Consider the following 15,680-nt stretch of genomic DNA (forward strand, 5'->3'; position numbering starts at 1 on the left):
TGGGTTCCCGCTGGCGGCTTCAGGCCGCCTGTTGCAGTCGTTTGTCGAGGGCCTGGCCGTTGCTGTCGAACAGATGGCAGTGCGCCGGATCGAAGCCTAGCTCCAGGGTTGCGCCGTAGTCCGGTGCGAAATCGCCGCGCACGCGCAGGGTGAGCATTTCTCCCGAGTCGGCGCGGACATGGCAGAAGCTGTCGCTGCCCAGGCGCTCGCTGACGTCGGCGGCGACCCGCAGCAGGCCCTGGAAGGCATGGCCCGGGCGGGCGATGTTCAGGTGTTCCGGGCGGATGCCGAGGGTCACCGGGCTGCCGGTGGCCAGCTCGCCGGCGCATAGCGGCAGGCCGACGCGCGCGCCGCATTCGAGGGCGACCTCGCAGCGCTCGCCCTGGTTGCGGCTGAGATGGCCGCGCAGGAAGCCCATCTTCGGCGTGCCGAGGAAGCCGGCGACGAACAGGTTGGCCGGATGGTGGTAAAGCTCCAGCGGCGAGCCGACCTGCTCGACGCGCCCGCCGTTGAGCACCACGACCTTGTCCGCCAGGGTCATCGCCTCGACCTGGTCGTGGGTCACGTAGATCATGGTCGCCGCCAGTTCCTGGTGCAGCCGCGCCAGTTCCAGGCGCATCTGCACGCGCAGGGCGGCGTCGAGGTTGGACAGCGGTTCGTCGAAGAGGAATATCTTCGGGTTGCGCACGATCGCCCGGCCGATCGCCACTCGCTGCCGCTGGCCGCCGGAAAGCTGGCGTGGCTTGCGCTCCAGCAGCGCTTGCAGTTCGAGGATGCGTGCGGCGGCGTCGACCTTGGCGGCGACCTCGCGCTTGTCGACGCCGGCCAGGTCGAGGGCGAAGGAGAGGTTCCTGCGCACCGTCATGTGCGGGTACAGCGCGTAGGTCTGGAAGACCATCGCCAGGTCGCGCTTCGCCGGCGGGGTGTCGGTGATGTCCGTGCCGTCGAGGGCGATGCTGCCGCCGCTGGCCTCTTCGAGGCCGGCGATCAGGCGCAGCAGGGTCGACTTGCCGCAGCCGGAGGGGCCGACGAAGACTACGAACTCGCGGTCGCGGACGTCGAGGTCGATGCCCTTGATGATGGCCTGGCCGTCGAAGCCTTTCTGCAGGTTGCGGATCTTGAGATCAGCCATGGCGGAATACCTCCGTGGACGAAAGGATGGGGATGCGCTTCATTTCACGGCGCCGAAGGAAAGGCCGCGTACCAGCTGCTTCTGGCTGATCCAGCCGAAGACCAGGATCGGCGCGCAGGCGAGGGTGGAGACGGCCGAGAGCTTGGCCCAGAACAGTCCTTCGGGGCTGGAATAGGAGGCGACCAGGGCGGTCAGCGGGGCGGCGGCCGAGGAGGTCAGGTTGAGCGACCAGAAGGCCTCGTTCCAGCACAGGATCAGCGACAGCAGCAGGGTCGAGGCGAGCCCGCCGCGGGCGATCGGCAGCAGCACGCGGACGATCTCCTGCCAGGTGCCGGCGCCGTCCAGGCGCGCCGCTTCGAGGATGTCCACGGGGATGTCCTTGAAGTAGGTGTACACCATCCAGACCACGATCGGCAGGTTGATCAGGGTGTAGACGATGATCAGCGCCAGCCGCGAATCGAGCAGGCCGAACTGCTTGGCCAGCAGGTAGATCGGCATCAGTACGCCGACCGGCGGAAGCATCTTGGTCGACAGCATCCAGAGCAGCGTGCGCTTGGTGTGGCGGGTCTCGAAGAAGGCCATGGAGTAGGCCGCCGGCACCGCGACGAGCATGCACAGGAGGGTCGCCGAGGAGGAGATCAGCAGCGAGTTCCAGGCATAGGCGAAGTAGTCGCTGCGCTCGTTGATGTGCAGGTAGTTCTCCAGGGTCGGCTGGAAGATGAACTGCGGCGGCGTGGCGAAGGCGTCGATCTCGCTCTTGAAGCTGGTCAGCAGCATCCAGAAGATCGGGAAGAACAGCAGCAGGGCGATGCCCCAGCAGAGCAGGCCGAGCAGGGCGTTGCGCAGGCGGCGGGATTGCTTGAGTGTCAGCATGGCGGGTTCCTCAGCTGCGCTCGGTAAGGTTCTTGCCGATCATCCGCACCAGCACGATGGCGGCGATATTGGCGATCAGCACCGCGATCAGGCCCCCGGCCGAGGCCATGCCGACATCGAACTGCAGCAGCGCCTGGTTGTAGATCAGGTAGGCGAGGTTGGTCGATTCGTAGCCGGGGCCGCCGCTGGTGGTGGTGAAGATCTCGGCGAACACCGAGAGCAGGAAGATCGTCTCGATCATCAGCACCACCGCGATGGGCCGCGCCAGGTGCGGCAGGGTCAGGTGCCAGAAGATCGCCAGCGGACCGGCGCCGTCGAGGCGGGCGGCCTCCTTCTGCTCCTGGTCGAGGGACTGCATGGCGGTCATCAGGATCAGGATGGCGAAGGGCAGCCATTGCCAGGAGACGATGAGGATGACCGACAGCAGCGGATAGTGCGCCAGCCAATCCACCGGCTCGGCGCCGAACAGGCGCCAGACGGCGGCGAGGATGCCCGAGACCGGGTGGAAGATCAGGTTCTTCCAGAGCAGCGCGCTCACCGTCGGCATGATGAAGAACGGCGAGATCAGCAACACCCGCACCGCGCCGCGACCAAAGAACTCGCCGGCTTCCAGCAGCGCGGCGATGAGCACGCCGAACACCACGCTGATCGCCAGCACGCTGCCCACCAGCAGCAGGGTGTTCAGCGCGCCGGGCAGGAAGCCGGCGTCGGTGACGAAGAAGGTGAAGTTCTCCACGCCGACGAAGGCATTCTCGCCGGGATACAGCAGGTTGTAGCGGATCAGCGAGAAATACAGGGTCATGCCCAGGGGCACGATCATCCACAACAGCAGCAGCGCCACCGAGGGGCTGACCAGGAGCCAGCCGGGTCCGCGCCGGCGGCGCTGGAGGCGACGGTGGGCGGGACGGGCCGGGAGCGGGGTATCGAGGGCCGAGGTGTTCATGGCGACTCCGTCTGGATCTTCAAGGGCAAGCGCTCGAGCAGCGCCGCGCCGGGCGCGGCTGCGCCCGGCGGCGGACTACTTCGGATAGCCGGCGCGCTTCATCTCGCGGGCGGTGCTCTGCTGCGCGGCGGCGAGCGCCTGGTCGCTGCTCATCTGCCCGGTGAGGGCGGCGGAGAACAGCTTGCCGACCTGGGTGCCGATGGCCTGGAACTCGGGGATGGTGACCAACTGGATGCCGACATAGGGCACCGGCTTCAGCGTCGGATGGTTGGGATCGACGCGCTTCAGCGATTCCAGGGTGACCCGCGCGAACGGCGCGGCGGCCAGGTAGGCCTCGCTGTAGGTCGAGGCGCGGGTGCCGGGCGGCACGTTGGCCACGCCTTCCCTGTCCGCCACCAGCTTGCCGTACGCCTGCGAGGTGGCCCAGGTGGCGAAGGCCTTCGCCGCGTCCTTGGCGCGCGAGCTGGCGGGAATCGCCAGGGCCCAGGAATACAGCCAGGAGGCGCCCTTGTCGGTGACTTCCCGGGGGGCGAAGGCGAAGCCGGTGGCGTCGGCGACCTTGCTCTGGCTCTTGTCGGTGACGAACGAACCGGCGACGCTGGCGTCCACCCAGATCGCGCACTTGCCGCTGTTGAACAGCGCCAGGTTCTCGTTGAAACCGTTGCTGGAGGCGCCGGGCGGGCCGTACCGCTTGAGGGTGGAGACATAGAAGTCGAGAGCCTTCTTCCATTCGCCGCCGCTGAATTCGGGCTGCCATCGCTCGTCGAACCAGCGTGCGCCGAAGGCGTTGGCCAGGGTGCCGATCAACGCCATGTTCTCGCCCCAGCCGGCCTTGCCGCGCAGGCAGATGCCGTACTGGCCCTGGTCCGGGCGGTTGAGCCTGGCGGCGAACTCGCCGAGCTGGGTCCAGGTCGGTTGCTCGGGCATCCGCAGCCCGGCCTGCTGGAACAGGTCCTTGCGGTAGTAGGTGATCGAGGCTTCGGCGTAGAACGGCAGGGCGTACAGCGTGCCCTTGACGGAGAGACCGTCGCGCACCGAGGGCAACAGGTCGTCCAGGGCGTAGTCGGCGGGCAGCCCGCTCATCGGCTCCAGCCAGCCCTTGGCGCCCCACAGCGCGGCTTCGTACATGCCGATGGTGAGCAGGTCGAACTGTCCGCCCTGGGTGGCGATGTCGGTGGTCAGGCGCTGGCGCAGGACGTTCTCTTCGAGCACCACCCATTTCAGCGCGATGTCCGGGTGGCTTTCCTCGAACACCTTGGACAGGCGCTGCATGCGGATCATGTCGTTGTTGTTGACCGTGGCGATGGTCAGGGTCTCGGCGCCCTGGGCCAGCAGCGGCAGGGCGAGGCAGGCGGCGGCCAGGCAGGCCTTGATCGAGTCGTTCATCGGTGAACTCCTCTTCCGAGCCGGCGGGCGGCGCGGAAGACATTATTGTTTTTGTGTCGCTCGCTGCCGATTACACAGGCGCGTCACGCAACCGACAAAGCCTCGACTGCACTTCGACCGATACTTTTTTGCACCGCCGGGGTGGGGCGCTGGAGGCTCAGAGCAGGTTCTGCTCGGTCAGCCGCTGGGTCACCAGGCGCCGGTAGCCGGTGGGCGTCATGCCCTTGAGCTGCTGGAAGCGCCGGTTGAAATTGGACAGGTTGCTGAAGCCCGACTCGAAGCACACCTCGGTCACCGGCAGCTCGCTGCGGGCCAGCAGCTCGCAGGACTTGCTGATGCGCAGGCGGTTGACGAACTCGACGAAGCCGCGCCCGGCGGCCTGCTTGAAGAAGCGCGAGAAGTAGGTGGGGGTCATGCCCAGGTGGGCGGCGACCTGCTCCTGGGTGAGGTCCTGGGCGTAGTGCTGGAAGATGTAGTCCACCGCCCGGTTGATCCGTTCGACGTTGTGCTCGTCGGCCAGTTGCGAGGAAGTGACGGTGGAGAGCAACTGGTAGTCCTCGCATTCGGCGAGCTGTTCCATGAGGATAAAAAAGTATCCCAGGCGGGTCATGCCGCCGCTGTCGGCGATGCGTTGCAACAGTCGCCGGCTTTCGCCGATCAGCGCCGGGTCGCGAAACTCGATGCCGTAGCGCGCCCGCGCCAGCAGCGGGGCCAGGCGGTTCAGCTCGGAGAATACGCCGCTGCCGTCCTCCAGCACCTCGTCGGTGAAGTTCACCAGCATGTCGCGCCGGGCCACCACCTCGTCGGGCTCGACCTGGCTGATCCAGTTGTGCGGCAGGTTGGGGCCGGTGAGGAACAGGGTGTCGGGGGCGAAGTTGCCGATGTAGTCGCCGATGAATACCTTGCCGGAGCTGGCGACGATCAGGTGCAGTTCGTATTCCTTGTGGAAGTGCCAGCGCACCAGCGGGCTGGGGAAGCCGTGCTGGCGGTAGATCAGCGAATGGCCTTCGTGGTCGTCCATCAGCTCGTAGGACGGATCGGTGACTTTGCTGGCTCTGGGCATGGGCGCGGGCCGACCGGGGGAACGAAGGCACATCCTAGCCCGAAGCGGCGGGGCTGTGCAGGGGCGGGCAGCGGCCGTGGCGCTGTCCGCCGCCATCCACCCCAAGGCCGGGGCGTGGCGTGTTCCGGGTTGCCGTTGCGGACCGGGCGCTTGACGAGGCGCGCGCTCTTCGACCCCGCTTCAGCGCCGTTGGCCTGCTCGCTGCCGATCGGCCTCCGGCGATCAGCGGCTGGCCTTGCGATAGGCCCCCGGCTGCTGCCCGGTGGCCTTGTGGAAGGCACGGGTGAAGGCGGCGGTGGACTGGTAGCCGACCGCCGCCGCGACCTCGGCGACGCTGGCGTCGGCGCGCAGCAGGGCGCAGGCGCGGTGCATGCGCAGGGCCAGCAGGACCTGCCCCGGCGACTGACCGCTGAGTTCGTTGAAGCGCTTGAAGAAGGCCGAGCGCGAGAGTCCGGTGCGTTCGGCCATCTGTTCCAGGCTCCAGGGCTGTTCGGGTGCCTCGATCAGCGCTTCCAGCAGGCCGGCGAACTGCGGCTGGCGGGCCAGTGCCACCAGGCCGCCGAGGGTCGGGTTGTCGAGCACCTGCTGGCGCAACACGTAGAGGAACAGCAGGTGGCTGAGGCGCTCCAGCAGCACCGGCGACGGCGCCGGCTGGCGGCGGCACTCGTCGACGATCAGGGCGAACAGGCGTCGCGCCGCGTCCAGCGCCGGATCGCCGGCGCGCAGGATCAGCCAGTCGGGCAGGGCGTCGACGATCAGCCCGGACAATCCCGAATGGAAGTGGAAGAACCCGCAGACCAGGCCGGCACCGTCCGCCGCGTTCCACTCCAGCGCCTGCATTTCGCCGCGTGGCTGGCAGCGCGCGGCCTCGGCGGTGGCCTCGCTGGACAGGCGGAACTCGACGTCGCGCAGGAAGAACAGCGCGTCGCCGCTGTCCAGTCGCCAGCCCCGGGCGCTTCCGGCGACGTGCGCCCAGCAGTGTCCCTGCACCACCAGGTGGAAGCTGGCACGCGCCAGGCCGTGGGTGGAGGCATGCCAGCCGCCGCAGTAGCGGCCGACATGGAACAGGCTGGTGTCGACTTCGAGGCTGTCTAATAACCAATCGACAAGCGGGTTGGACGAATTCATCTAAGGGAAAGACTCAAGAGCAAGTGATAGCGACTTTAGAATATTGAATGGATTTCTTATTACCAAGAGACTTCTTCGACACCTCAACCACCGGAGTCGAAAGCATGTCACGCGTTCCCGTGCTCACCCTGGAAAACGCCCCCGAGGCGGCGCGTCCGTTCCTCCAGACCGCGCTGAACAACTCGGGTTATATCCCGAATCTGCTCGGCGTGCTGGCCAATGCGCCGGCCGCCCTGGAAACCTACCTCACCGTGTCCGGGCTGAACGCCAAGGCCAGCCTCGGCCTGCCCGAGCGGGAAGTGGTGCAACTGGTGGCGGCCACCACCCATGGCTGCGACTTCTGCGTTGCCGGGCACACCGCGGTGGCGCGCAACAAGGCGCGCCTGCCGGAGCCGGTGATCGAGGCCCTGCGCGCCCGCGGCGAACTGCCCGATGCCCGCTACGAAGCCCTGGCCGACTTCACCCGCGCGGTGATCGCCAGCCGCGGTGCGGTCACCGACGAGCAGTTCGAAGCCTTCCGCGCCGCTGGTTTCGACCAGGCCCAGGCCCTGGAAGTGATCCTCGGGGTGAGCCTGGCGACGCTCTGCAACTTCGCCAACGTGTTCGCCCGCACGCCGCTCAATGCCGAGCTGGAGCAATATCGCTGGACCAACCCGCAGGCCTGAGCCTGCGCTTGCCGGGCGGCATGCCGCGCCGGCGCAAGGAGTGACGACCATGCTTGACCCGACCCTGAGCGACTGGCTCGACCGCCAGGCCGACGCCCTCGACCGCGGTGACGCCGATCCCGCCGCGCTGCTGCCGCGCCTGGCCGCCGCCGGCGTGCTCGGCGTGGCGGTGGAGGAACGCCTCGGCGGCGCCGGCGGCACGCTCGCCGACGCGGTGGAGCGGGTGGCCGCGGTGGCGGCGCGCTCGCTGACCGCGGCGTTCGTCTTCTGGGGCCAGCGCGCTTTCATCGAGTACCTGTTGCAGAGTCCCAACCAGGAACTGCGCCAGCGCCTGCTCGGCGACCTGCTGGCCGGCCGTCTGGCCGGCGCCACCGGGCTGTCCAACGCGATGAAGTTCCTTTCCGGGATCGAGGCGCTGCAGGTGGTGGCGCACGCGGAGGAGGCCGGCTGGCGCCTGGACGGTCGCCTGCCGTGGGTGACCAACCTGCGCCGCGGCGATTTCGTTGTGGCGGCGGCGATCGAACGCGGGGAGGGCGGCAGTCCCTTCGTCCTGGCGATTCCCGAGGGACTCGCCGGCTTGCAGCGCTCGGCGGACCTGCGCCTGCTCGGCCTGCAATGCAGCAACACCGCCGCCCTCGATCTGCGCGCGGTGGCGGTCGGGCGCGACTGGCTGTTGCACGACGACGCCCGGCAGTTCCTGCCACGGGTGCGCCCGGCCTTCCTCGGCCTGCAATGCGGCATGGCCATCGGCCTGGCGCGCCGCGCACTGGACGAAGTGCAGCGGCACCTGGGCGGCAGTCGTTCGCTGCTGGATGGTGAGCTGGCGGCACAGCGCGAAACCCTCGACGGACACGTGGCGGCGCTGCACGCCGGACTGGCCAGCGGCGAGTTCGCCAGCCAGCCGGCACGCCTGTTCCGCATCCGCATCGGGCTCGCCGAAGCCGCCGCCAATGCCGTGCAACTGGAGTTGCAGGCCAGCGGCGGCAAGGCCTACCTGAGCGAGCACGGCGCCGGTTTCGCCCGCCGCTGGCGCGAGTCGGCGTTCGTCCCGATCGTCACGCCGAGCCTGGTGCAACTGCGCGCCGAATTGCAACGCCAGGCCGAGGCCAAGGCATGAGCGAGGCGCTCCTCGACGCTCGCGGGATCGCCCTCGGCTATCCGCGCGGTGCCGGCTGGCAGGCGGTGCTCGGCGATTTCGACCTGCGCCTGGGCGCCGGCGAGGTGGTCTCGATCCTCGGTCCCAGCGGGGTCGGCAAGTCCAGCCTGCTGCGCGTGCTGGCTGGCCTGCAGGAGCCGGCCGCCGGCAGCGTGCGGGTACTCGGCGAGCCCCTGCGCGGCCCGCATCCGGGCGTCGCGGTGGCGTTCCAGGACCCCAGCCTGTTGCCTTGGCTGAACCTGGAGAAGAACGTCGCCTTCGGCCTCGATTTCGCCCGCCAGCCGCACCTCGACGCGGCGACCCGCCAGGCCCGCGTCGACCAGGCGATCGCCGCGGTCGGCCTGGAGCACGCCCGTGCCCGCTACCCGGCACAACTCTCCGGCGGCATGGCCCAGCGCACCGCGCTGGCCCGCTGCCTGGCACGGCAGCCGAAGGTGCTGCTGCTCGACGAACCTTTCGGCGCGCTGGACGAAGTGACCCGCGCCGACATGCAGCAACTGCTGCTGCGGGCGATCCACGAGCGCGGCACCGCCGTGGTCCTGATCACCCACGATATCGACGAGGCCCTGCTGCTCTCCGAACGCATCCTGCTACTGGGTGACAGCCCGGCGCGGACCCTCGGCGAGTGGCGCATCGACCTGCCGCAGCCACGCGCGGAGCTGGTCGAGGAACTGGGCGCGTTGCGCATCGAGATCCTGAAAACCCTACGGCGGGCGAGCCGCACCCATGCCCATCCCATCGCTCAGCCGGAGGCCTCCCATGTGCCTGGACGACCCGACCCATTCCCGACGTGACATCCTCAAGCTCGCCGCGCTGCTCAGCGCTGCCGGCGCGTTGCCGCTGCTGAGCAGCTTGCAGGCGCGTGCCGCCGCCGAACCCGACGCGCCGGTGCGCATCGGCTACCTGCCGATCACCGACGCCACGCCCTTGCTGGTGGCCCATGCCAACGGCCTGTTCGAGGCCGAGGGCATCCAGGCCGAACGGCCGGTGCTGTTGCGTAGCTGGGCGCAGCTGATCGAGGCGTTCATCTCCGGCCAGGTCAACGTCATCCACCTGCTGTCGCCGATGACCGTCTGGGCCCGCTACGGCAGCAAGGTGCCGGCCAAGGTGGTGGCCTGGAACCACGTCGGCGGCTCGGGGCTCACGGTGGCTCCGGAGATCGCCGACGTACGCCAGCTCGGCGGCAAGAGCGTGGCGATCCCGTTCTGGTACTCGATCCACAACGTGGTGTTGCAGCAACTGCTGCGCGACAACGGCCTGCGCGCGGTGAGCCGTGCGGTGGGCGCGGCGCTGGCCGCCGACGAGGTCAACCTGGTGGTGCTGCCGCCTTCGGACATGCCGCCGGCGCTGGCCAGCAAGCGCATCCACGGCTACATCGTCGCCGAGCCGTTCAACGCCCTGGCGGAGAACCTCAAGGTCGGCCGGGTGCAGCGCTTCACCGGCGATGTCTGGCGCAACCACGCCTGCTGCGTGGTGTTCATGCACGAACACGACCTGGAGCGGCGGCCGCAGTGGTCGCAAAAGGTGGTCAACGCCATCGTCAAGGCCCAGCTATGGACTCGCGAGCACCGCGCCGAGGCCGCACAGTTGCTGTCCAAGGCCGGAGCCAACCGCTACACGCCGCACGCGCCGGAGGTCCTCGGCCGGGTGCTGGCGCCGGGCGCCGAGGAGCAGCAGGCCTATCTCGCCAGCGGCGCGATCCGCCACGCCGACTGGCAGGAGCGGCGCATCGACTTCCAGCCCTATCCCTATCCGAGCTACACCGAGGAACTGGTGCGGCGGCTGAAGGACACCCTGATCGAAGGCAATAATGCCTTCCTCGCCAGTCTCGATCCGCGCCAGGTGGCCAGTGACCTGGTGGACGACCGCTTCGTCCGCCAGGCCCTGGCAGAGGTCGGCGGGTTGCAGGCGTTCGGCCTCGCCGAGGGCTTCCAGCGCAGCGAGGAGATCAGCCCGTGAGGCAGACGCTGCGCCAGGGCGCGCTAGGCGTCGCCGGGCTGCTGGCGCTGTTCGCCCTGTGGTGGCTCGGCGTGGCCCTGTTCGGCGCCGCCGACGGCCTTTCGGCACGCTTCTCGCCGCAGGCGACGTTGCTCAGCCTGGGTGAACTGCTGGAACGCCGCGAACTCTACGAGCACGTGCTGGTGAGCCTGAAACGGGTCCTGCTGGGCTTGTTCCTGGCGCTGCTGGTGGGAGTGCCGCTGGGGCTGCTGGTGGGCGCCTCGCGCAACCTGGAAGCGGCGACCACTCCGGCGTTCCAGTTCCTGCGGATGATCTCGCCGCTGTCGTGGATGCCCATCGCGGTGATGCTGATGGGCGTGGGCGACCAGCCGATCTATTTCCTGCTGGCCTTCGCCGCGCTCTGGCCGATCCTGCTGAATACCGCCGCCGGCGTGCGCCAGCTCGACCCGCGCTGGCTGCAACTGAGCCGCAGCCTCGCCGCCACGCCCTGGGAAACCCTGCGCCGGGTGATCCTGCCGGGCATCCTCGGCCATGTGCTGACCGGCGTGCGCCTGGCCATCGGCATCCTCTGGATCGTCCTGGTGCCCTGCGAGATGCTCGGCGTCAGCGCCGGGCTCGGCTACTACATCCTCGACACCCGCGACCGCCTGGCGTACTCCGAGCTGATGGCGATGGTGCTGCTGATCGGCCTGCTCGGCTACCTGCTCGACGCGGCGGCGCGCGGACTCTACCGGCGCTGGGCGCACGGAGCGCTCGGGTAGGACGGGGTTCCGGTGCGTTGGCGGATAGCGCCGGGGCGCTATTCGCCCTACGGGGTAATGGGGCGCTCGGGTAGGGCGAATAGCCGCTCGCGGCTATCCGCCGGACGGGGTACCTGTGCGTTGGCGGATAGGGCCGGGGCGCTATTCGCCCTACGGGTCAATGGGGCGCTCGGGTAGGGCGAATAGCCGCTCGCGGCTATCCGCCGGACGGGGTACCGGTGCGCTGGCGGATAGCGCCGGGGCGCTATTCGCCCTACGGGTAATGGGGATGCTCGGGTAGGGCGAATAGCCGCTTGCGGCTATCCGCCGGACGGGGTTCCGGTGCGCTGGCGGATAGCGCTGGGGCGCTATTCGCCCTACGGGGTTCGGGGTTCGGGGTTCGGGGCTCGGGTGGGGCGGGCGAATGTGTTGATCCGCCAACACTTGCCCAGCAGTTGCGCCCGCCCAGCGACAGGGGCTTGCCACCCAGGCCTTGCCCGGCGCGGCCCCGCGGCCCGGCACGGGCTGTGCACGGGGTGCCGGATGTACAGGCAAGCCAAGGAGTCCCCATGCCGCGCGAAATCCGTCTCAACGCCTTCGAAATGAACTGTGTCGGCCACCAGTCGCCCGGCCTCTGGGCGCATCCGCGCGACCGCTCCTCGCAGTACAAGGACCTGGAGTACTGGACCGACCTGGCGCGGTTGCTCGAACGCGGCCGTTTCGACGGACTGTTCATCGCCGACGTGCTGGGCATCTACGACGTGCTCGACGGCAATGGCGACGCGGCGATCCGCCAGGCCGCCCAGGTACCGGTGAACGACCCGCTGGCGCTGATCACGCCGATGGCCGCGGTGACTCGCCACCTGGGCTTCGGCCTGACCGCCTCGCTGTCCTTCGAGCATCCCTATCCCTTCGCCCGCCGACTCTCGACCCTGGACCACCTGACCAAGGGTCGGATCGGCTGGAACGTAGTGACCTCCTACCTGGAAAGCGGCGCGCGCAACCTCGGCCAGCAGGCCCAGCTCGACCACGACCGCCGCTACGACTATGCCGACGAATACCTACAGGTGCTCTACAAGCTCTTCGAAGGCAGTTGGGAGGACGGCGCGGTGCTCCGCGACCGTCGCCGACGGATCTTCAGCGACCCGGGCAAGATCCACGAGATCCGCCATGTCGGCGAGCACTTCCAGGTACCCGGCATCCATCTCTGCGAACCATCGCCGCAGCGCACGCCGGTGCTCTACCAGGCCGGCGCGTCGAGTCGCGGCAAGCGCTTCGCCGCCGAGCACGCCGAATGCGTGTTCGTCGCCGCGCCGTCGAAGACCGTGCTCAAGCAGGCGGTCGCCGACATCCGCCAGCGCGTCGCCGAGGCCGGTCGCGATCCGCGCAAGGTACTGGTGTTCAACCTGCAGACGGTGGTGCTCGGCGAGACCGACGCCAAGGCCAGGGCCAAGTTCGACGAATACCGCGCTTTCGCCAGCTACGAAGGCGCCCTGGCGCTGATCTCCGGCTGGACCGGGATCGACTTCGGCCAGTATCGGCCGGACCAGGTGCTGCGGCATATCCATACCAATGCGATCCAATCGGCGGTGGAAGCGTTTTCCAGCGCCGATCCGACGCGCACCTGGACGGTCCGCGAGCTGGCCGACTGGGTCGGTATCGGCGGCTTCGGCCCGCTGTTCGTCGGCAGCCCGGCGACCGTCGCCGACCTGTTGCAGGAGTGGGTGGAGGACACCGACGTGGATGGCTTCAATCTGGCCTATGCGCTGGCCCACGAAACCTTCAGCGACGTGGTCGAATTGCTGGTGCCGGAGTTGCAGAAGCGCGGGGTGTACAAGACCGAATACGCGCCGGGAACCCTGCGCGAGAAGTTGTTCGGCGACGGCCCGCGTCTGCCGGATTCCCATCCGGCGGCCGGCTATCGCGACCTGCGGGCGCTTTGGGAGAAGGAGGCCGGGCGCAACGCGCTGCCGGCCTGACCTGGGCGGACGGCGGACGGCGGATGACGCCGGTGGCGCTATCCGCCCCCAAGGCCCGGGACGGCTCCTAGAGCCAGGCGTGCCGCGGTGGCTTCACCCCATTCAACTGGTAGTTGCCGATGGCGTGGTACTTCCAGCGCACCGGATCGTGCAGGGTATGGGTGCGGGCGTTGCGCCAGTGGCGGTCGAGATTGAGTTCCTCCAGGGTCGAGCGCGTGCCGGCCAGCTCGAACAGCCGGTTGGCGGCGAGCAGGGCGGCTTCGGTGGTGAGCACCTTGGCCTCGGCCACGGCGATCGAGGCGGCGGCCACGCTCTCCTCGTCGGGGGCGGCGAGCGCCGCTTCGATGGCGTCGGCCGCCAGGTCGAGCACGGCTTCTGCGGCGCGCACGCGGATGCGCAGGTCGCCGACCTGCTGGATGGTGTAGGGGTCTTCCCAGGCATGCTGCTGGTTGGCGTCTATCCATGGCCGCGCGTGGCGGCGCACCTGCTGCACGGTCTCGGCGAGGATGCCACGGGCGATGCCGGCGTCGATGGCGGCCTGGATGAACTGCGATACGGCGCCGGCGGCGGTGGGGCGGTCGAAGGCGCGGTGCACCGGGATGACGTGCTTGGCCGGCACCCGCACGTTGTCCAGGATGACGGTGCCGCTGGCGGTGGTGCGCTGGCCGAAGCCGGACCAGTCGTCGATCACCGTCAGCCCCGGCGCGTCGCGCGGGATGAACGCCAGGTGCGCGCGCTGCTCGGCGTCGAGGCCGACGGCCGGTACCCAGTGGGCGAGCAGGGCGCCGCTCGAATAGAACTTGCGGCCGTCGATGCGGAACCCGTCGCCATCCGCCAGCACTCGTGTCTGGAATTCGGCGACGGTACGGCTATGGCGTTCGGAGAAGGCGTTGCCGAAGCGCACGCCGTCTAGCACCAGGCCGTAGAAGAAGCGTTTCTGCTCCTCGCTGCCGTCCAGGCGCAAATGGTCGAGCACCGCCAGGTGGTTCTGCGGCAACTGCGCCAGGGACGGGTCTACCGCGGCGATGGTCTTCAGTACTTCGGCCAGGGTCCGGTAGCCGACCTCGGCGCCGCCGTAGGCGCGCGGTACGCTGATGCCCCACAGGCCGCTCTGCGAGAAGGCTTCCAGTTCGGCCACCGGCAGCCGGCGCTGGCGGTCGCGCAGCGAGGCTTCCTCGGCGAACAGCCCGGCCAGTTCGCGGGCGACGCGGATCGCCTCGGCGTCGTCGGCGATGCGCCGGGCCGGGGTCCGTGGCAGCGGTTGCCGATAGGGATCGGCGGCGTTCTTTTCCAGTGCGCTCATGGCGACTCCTTGCGATGGGATGGGCGAGGTTCAGCGGGACGCCGTGGCCGGACCGCTGCCGATCTGCCAGACGTAGGGCGGCTCGCTGCCGTTGATCTCCCAGTCGCCGACGATCCGTTGCTTGTAGATCAGGGGATTGTGCGAGGCGGCGGTACGCGCATTGCGCCAGTGGCGGTCGAGCTGCTTGCCGCGGCCGACGGCGGAAGCGCCGCTGGCGTCGAACAGCTCGCTGGTGGCCTGCAACACCAGTTCGGCGACGATCGCCTGGGCCTTGGCCGATTCGATCTCGGCGGCGACATTGGCCTCCTTCTCCGCCTGCGGGTCGCCTACGAAGCGCGCCAGGTAGGCGCGCTGGGCCGCTTCGGCGGCGCGCAGGGTGGCCGCCTCGGCGGCGTAGACGCGCGCGGCGATGCGCCCGACCACCTGCTGCACCTGGGGATCCTGGCTGACTCGCGGGGCATTGCCGTGGCTGTAGATGCGGGTCCGCCCGCGCACCTCGGCGGCGACGTCGCGCAAGGCGGCGCGGCCGGTGCCGGCCAGCACCGCGAGCAGGACCAACTGGTAGAACGCGGTCTGGTACTTGAAGCGGCTGGCGAAGTCGATGAGGTTCTCTTCCTCCACCTCGGCGTCCTCGAACCGCGACGTGCCGCTGCCGGTGGTGCGCTGGCCGAAGCCGTCCCAGTCGTCGCTCTGGCGCACGCCGGGCTGGTCGGTGCGGATCGCCGCGATCACGTCGGCGCCGGTGTCGTCGCGCTGGGCATACAGATCGATCCAGTCGGAGAAGAGGCTACCGGTGCTGTAGTACTTGCTGCCGTTCACCACCCAGCGACCGTCGTCCTTGCGCGAGACGCGGGTGAGCACTTCGCCCAGCCGTACCGAACCGACCTCGGTCCAGGCGCAGCCGACCAGGTCGCCCTCGACGAAGCGCCGCAGCCAACGGTCGCGGCCAGGGCCGGGCTCGGCATTGAGACGGTCCTCGACGAAGGCGAAGTGGCCGCGCAGGGCCTGGGTGATGTTGGAGTCGGCCTCGGCCAGTTCGATCAGCAACTGCACCAGTTGCGGCAGCGAGGCGCCGGCGCCGCCGTGCTCGCGCGGCACGCGCACGGCGCCGAAGCCGGCCTGCTTGAGCCAGACGATCGCTTCGTGGGGCAGTTCGCGTTGCCGTTCGCGCTCGACGGCGCCTTCGGCGATGCGCGCGAAGATCGGTCGGAAACGCTGGGCGAGCAGTTCGTAGTCGGCGCCTTCGGAGAGACTGGCGGCGGTGGCTTCGGGATGGACGCGGGCGTTCATGCGGGCTCCTGGTAGGCAGCGGGGCCGTCCGGTCGACGGCTACCCTGGAGTCCGGGCCGTTGC

General features: G+C 69.1%; 14 protein-coding genes. 6 read left to right on the top strand and 8 right to left on the bottom strand.

Going from position 1 to position 15,680, the window contains the following annotated elements; genetic code table 11:
• Positions 1-19: 19 nt before the first annotated feature.
• From LE197_RS08685 to LE197_RS08710, 6 genes are all read right to left on the bottom strand, one after another.
• Positions 20-1,132, bottom strand: a complete 1,113-nt coding sequence (locus LE197_RS08685; RefSeq protein ID WP_023097596.1) for an ABC transporter ATP-binding protein — start codon at positions 1,130-1,132, stop codon at positions 20-22.
• Positions 1,133-1,171: 39 nt separating this feature from the next.
• A complete protein-coding gene (locus LE197_RS08690; protein ID WP_003105365.1) occupies positions 1,172-2,005 on the bottom strand; it encodes a carbohydrate ABC transporter permease in 834 nt (277 codons plus the stop codon).
• A gap of 10 nt (positions 2,006-2,015) precedes the next feature.
• On the bottom strand, positions 2,016-2,948 hold the full coding sequence (locus LE197_RS08695; protein WP_031692946.1) for a carbohydrate ABC transporter permease: 933 nt from the start codon (positions 2,946-2,948) through the stop codon (positions 2,016-2,018).
• A gap of 75 nt (positions 2,949-3,023) precedes the next feature.
• A complete protein-coding gene (locus LE197_RS08700; RefSeq protein WP_003105362.1) occupies positions 3,024-4,334 on the bottom strand; it encodes an ABC transporter substrate-binding protein in 1,311 nt (436 codons plus the stop codon).
• Between the two features lie 157 nt (positions 4,335-4,491).
• Positions 4,492-5,397 (bottom strand): AraC family transcriptional regulator, encoded by a 906-nt coding sequence (locus tag LE197_RS08705; RefSeq protein ID WP_003089438.1) that lies wholly within the window; start codon positions 5,395-5,397, stop codon positions 4,492-4,494.
• A gap of 222 nt (positions 5,398-5,619) precedes the next feature.
• A complete protein-coding gene (locus LE197_RS08710) occupies positions 5,620-6,525 on the bottom strand; it encodes an AraC family transcriptional regulator (protein WP_003089436.1) in 906 nt (301 codons plus the stop codon).
• A gap of 104 nt (positions 6,526-6,629) precedes the next feature.
• Between LE197_RS08710 and LE197_RS08715 the strand changes: the two genes are divergently transcribed.
• From LE197_RS08715 to LE197_RS08740, 6 genes are all read left to right on the top strand, one after another.
• Complete coding sequence (locus LE197_RS08715) at positions 6,630-7,190, top strand: carboxymuconolactone decarboxylase family protein (RefSeq protein WP_003089433.1); 561 nt, start codon at positions 6,630-6,632, stop codon at positions 7,188-7,190.
• Positions 7,191-7,239: 49 nt separating this feature from the next.
• Positions 7,240-8,307 carry an acyl-CoA dehydrogenase family protein gene (locus tag LE197_RS08720; RefSeq protein ID WP_022580979.1) on the top strand — a complete coding sequence of 356 codons (1,068 nt, stop codon included), beginning with the start codon at positions 7,240-7,242 and terminating at the stop codon, positions 8,305-8,307.
• A complete protein-coding gene (locus tag LE197_RS08725) occupies positions 8,304-9,140 on the top strand; it encodes an ABC transporter ATP-binding protein (protein WP_003131641.1) in 837 nt (278 codons plus the stop codon). The genes LE197_RS08720 and LE197_RS08725 overlap by 4 nt, the downstream gene beginning before the upstream one ends.
• Positions 9,106-10,305: an ABC transporter substrate-binding protein gene (locus LE197_RS08730; RefSeq protein ID WP_003112141.1), complete on the top strand. Its 1,200-nt coding sequence runs from the start codon at positions 9,106-9,108 to the stop codon at positions 10,303-10,305. Before LE197_RS08725 ends, LE197_RS08730 begins: the two co-directional genes overlap by 35 nt.
• The gene (locus tag LE197_RS08735; protein ID WP_003089428.1) at positions 10,302-11,066 is read left to right on the top strand and encodes an ABC transporter permease; all 765 of its coding nucleotides are present in this window, start codon (positions 10,302-10,304) and stop codon (positions 11,064-11,066) included. The genes LE197_RS08730 and LE197_RS08735 overlap by 4 nt, the downstream gene beginning before the upstream one ends.
• Before the next feature lie 548 nt (positions 11,067-11,614).
• The gene (locus LE197_RS08740; protein WP_031639390.1) at positions 11,615-13,024 is read left to right on the top strand and encodes an LLM class flavin-dependent oxidoreductase; all 1,410 of its coding nucleotides are present in this window, start codon (positions 11,615-11,617) and stop codon (positions 13,022-13,024) included.
• A 67-nt stretch (positions 13,025-13,091) separates the two neighbouring features.
• Here LE197_RS08740 and LE197_RS08745 read toward each other — a convergent pair whose 3' ends face one another.
• Together LE197_RS08745 and LE197_RS08750 are read right to left on the bottom strand one after the other, a co-directional pair.
• Positions 13,092-14,327 (bottom strand): SfnB family sulfur acquisition oxidoreductase, encoded by a 1,236-nt coding sequence (locus tag LE197_RS08745; RefSeq protein ID WP_023125939.1) that lies wholly within the window; start codon positions 14,325-14,327, stop codon positions 13,092-13,094.
• A 30-nt stretch (positions 14,328-14,357) separates the two neighbouring features.
• A complete protein-coding gene (locus tag LE197_RS08750) occupies positions 14,358-15,617 on the bottom strand; it encodes an acyl-CoA dehydrogenase family protein (protein WP_031692948.1) in 1,260 nt (419 codons plus the stop codon).
• Between the last annotated feature and the right edge of the window lie 63 nt (positions 15,618-15,680).

The organism is Pseudomonas sp. PS1(2021) (assembly GCF_020405165.1).
In the GTDB taxonomy this organism is placed as follows: domain Bacteria; phylum Pseudomonadota; class Gammaproteobacteria; order Pseudomonadales; family Pseudomonadaceae; genus Pseudomonas; species Pseudomonas aeruginosa.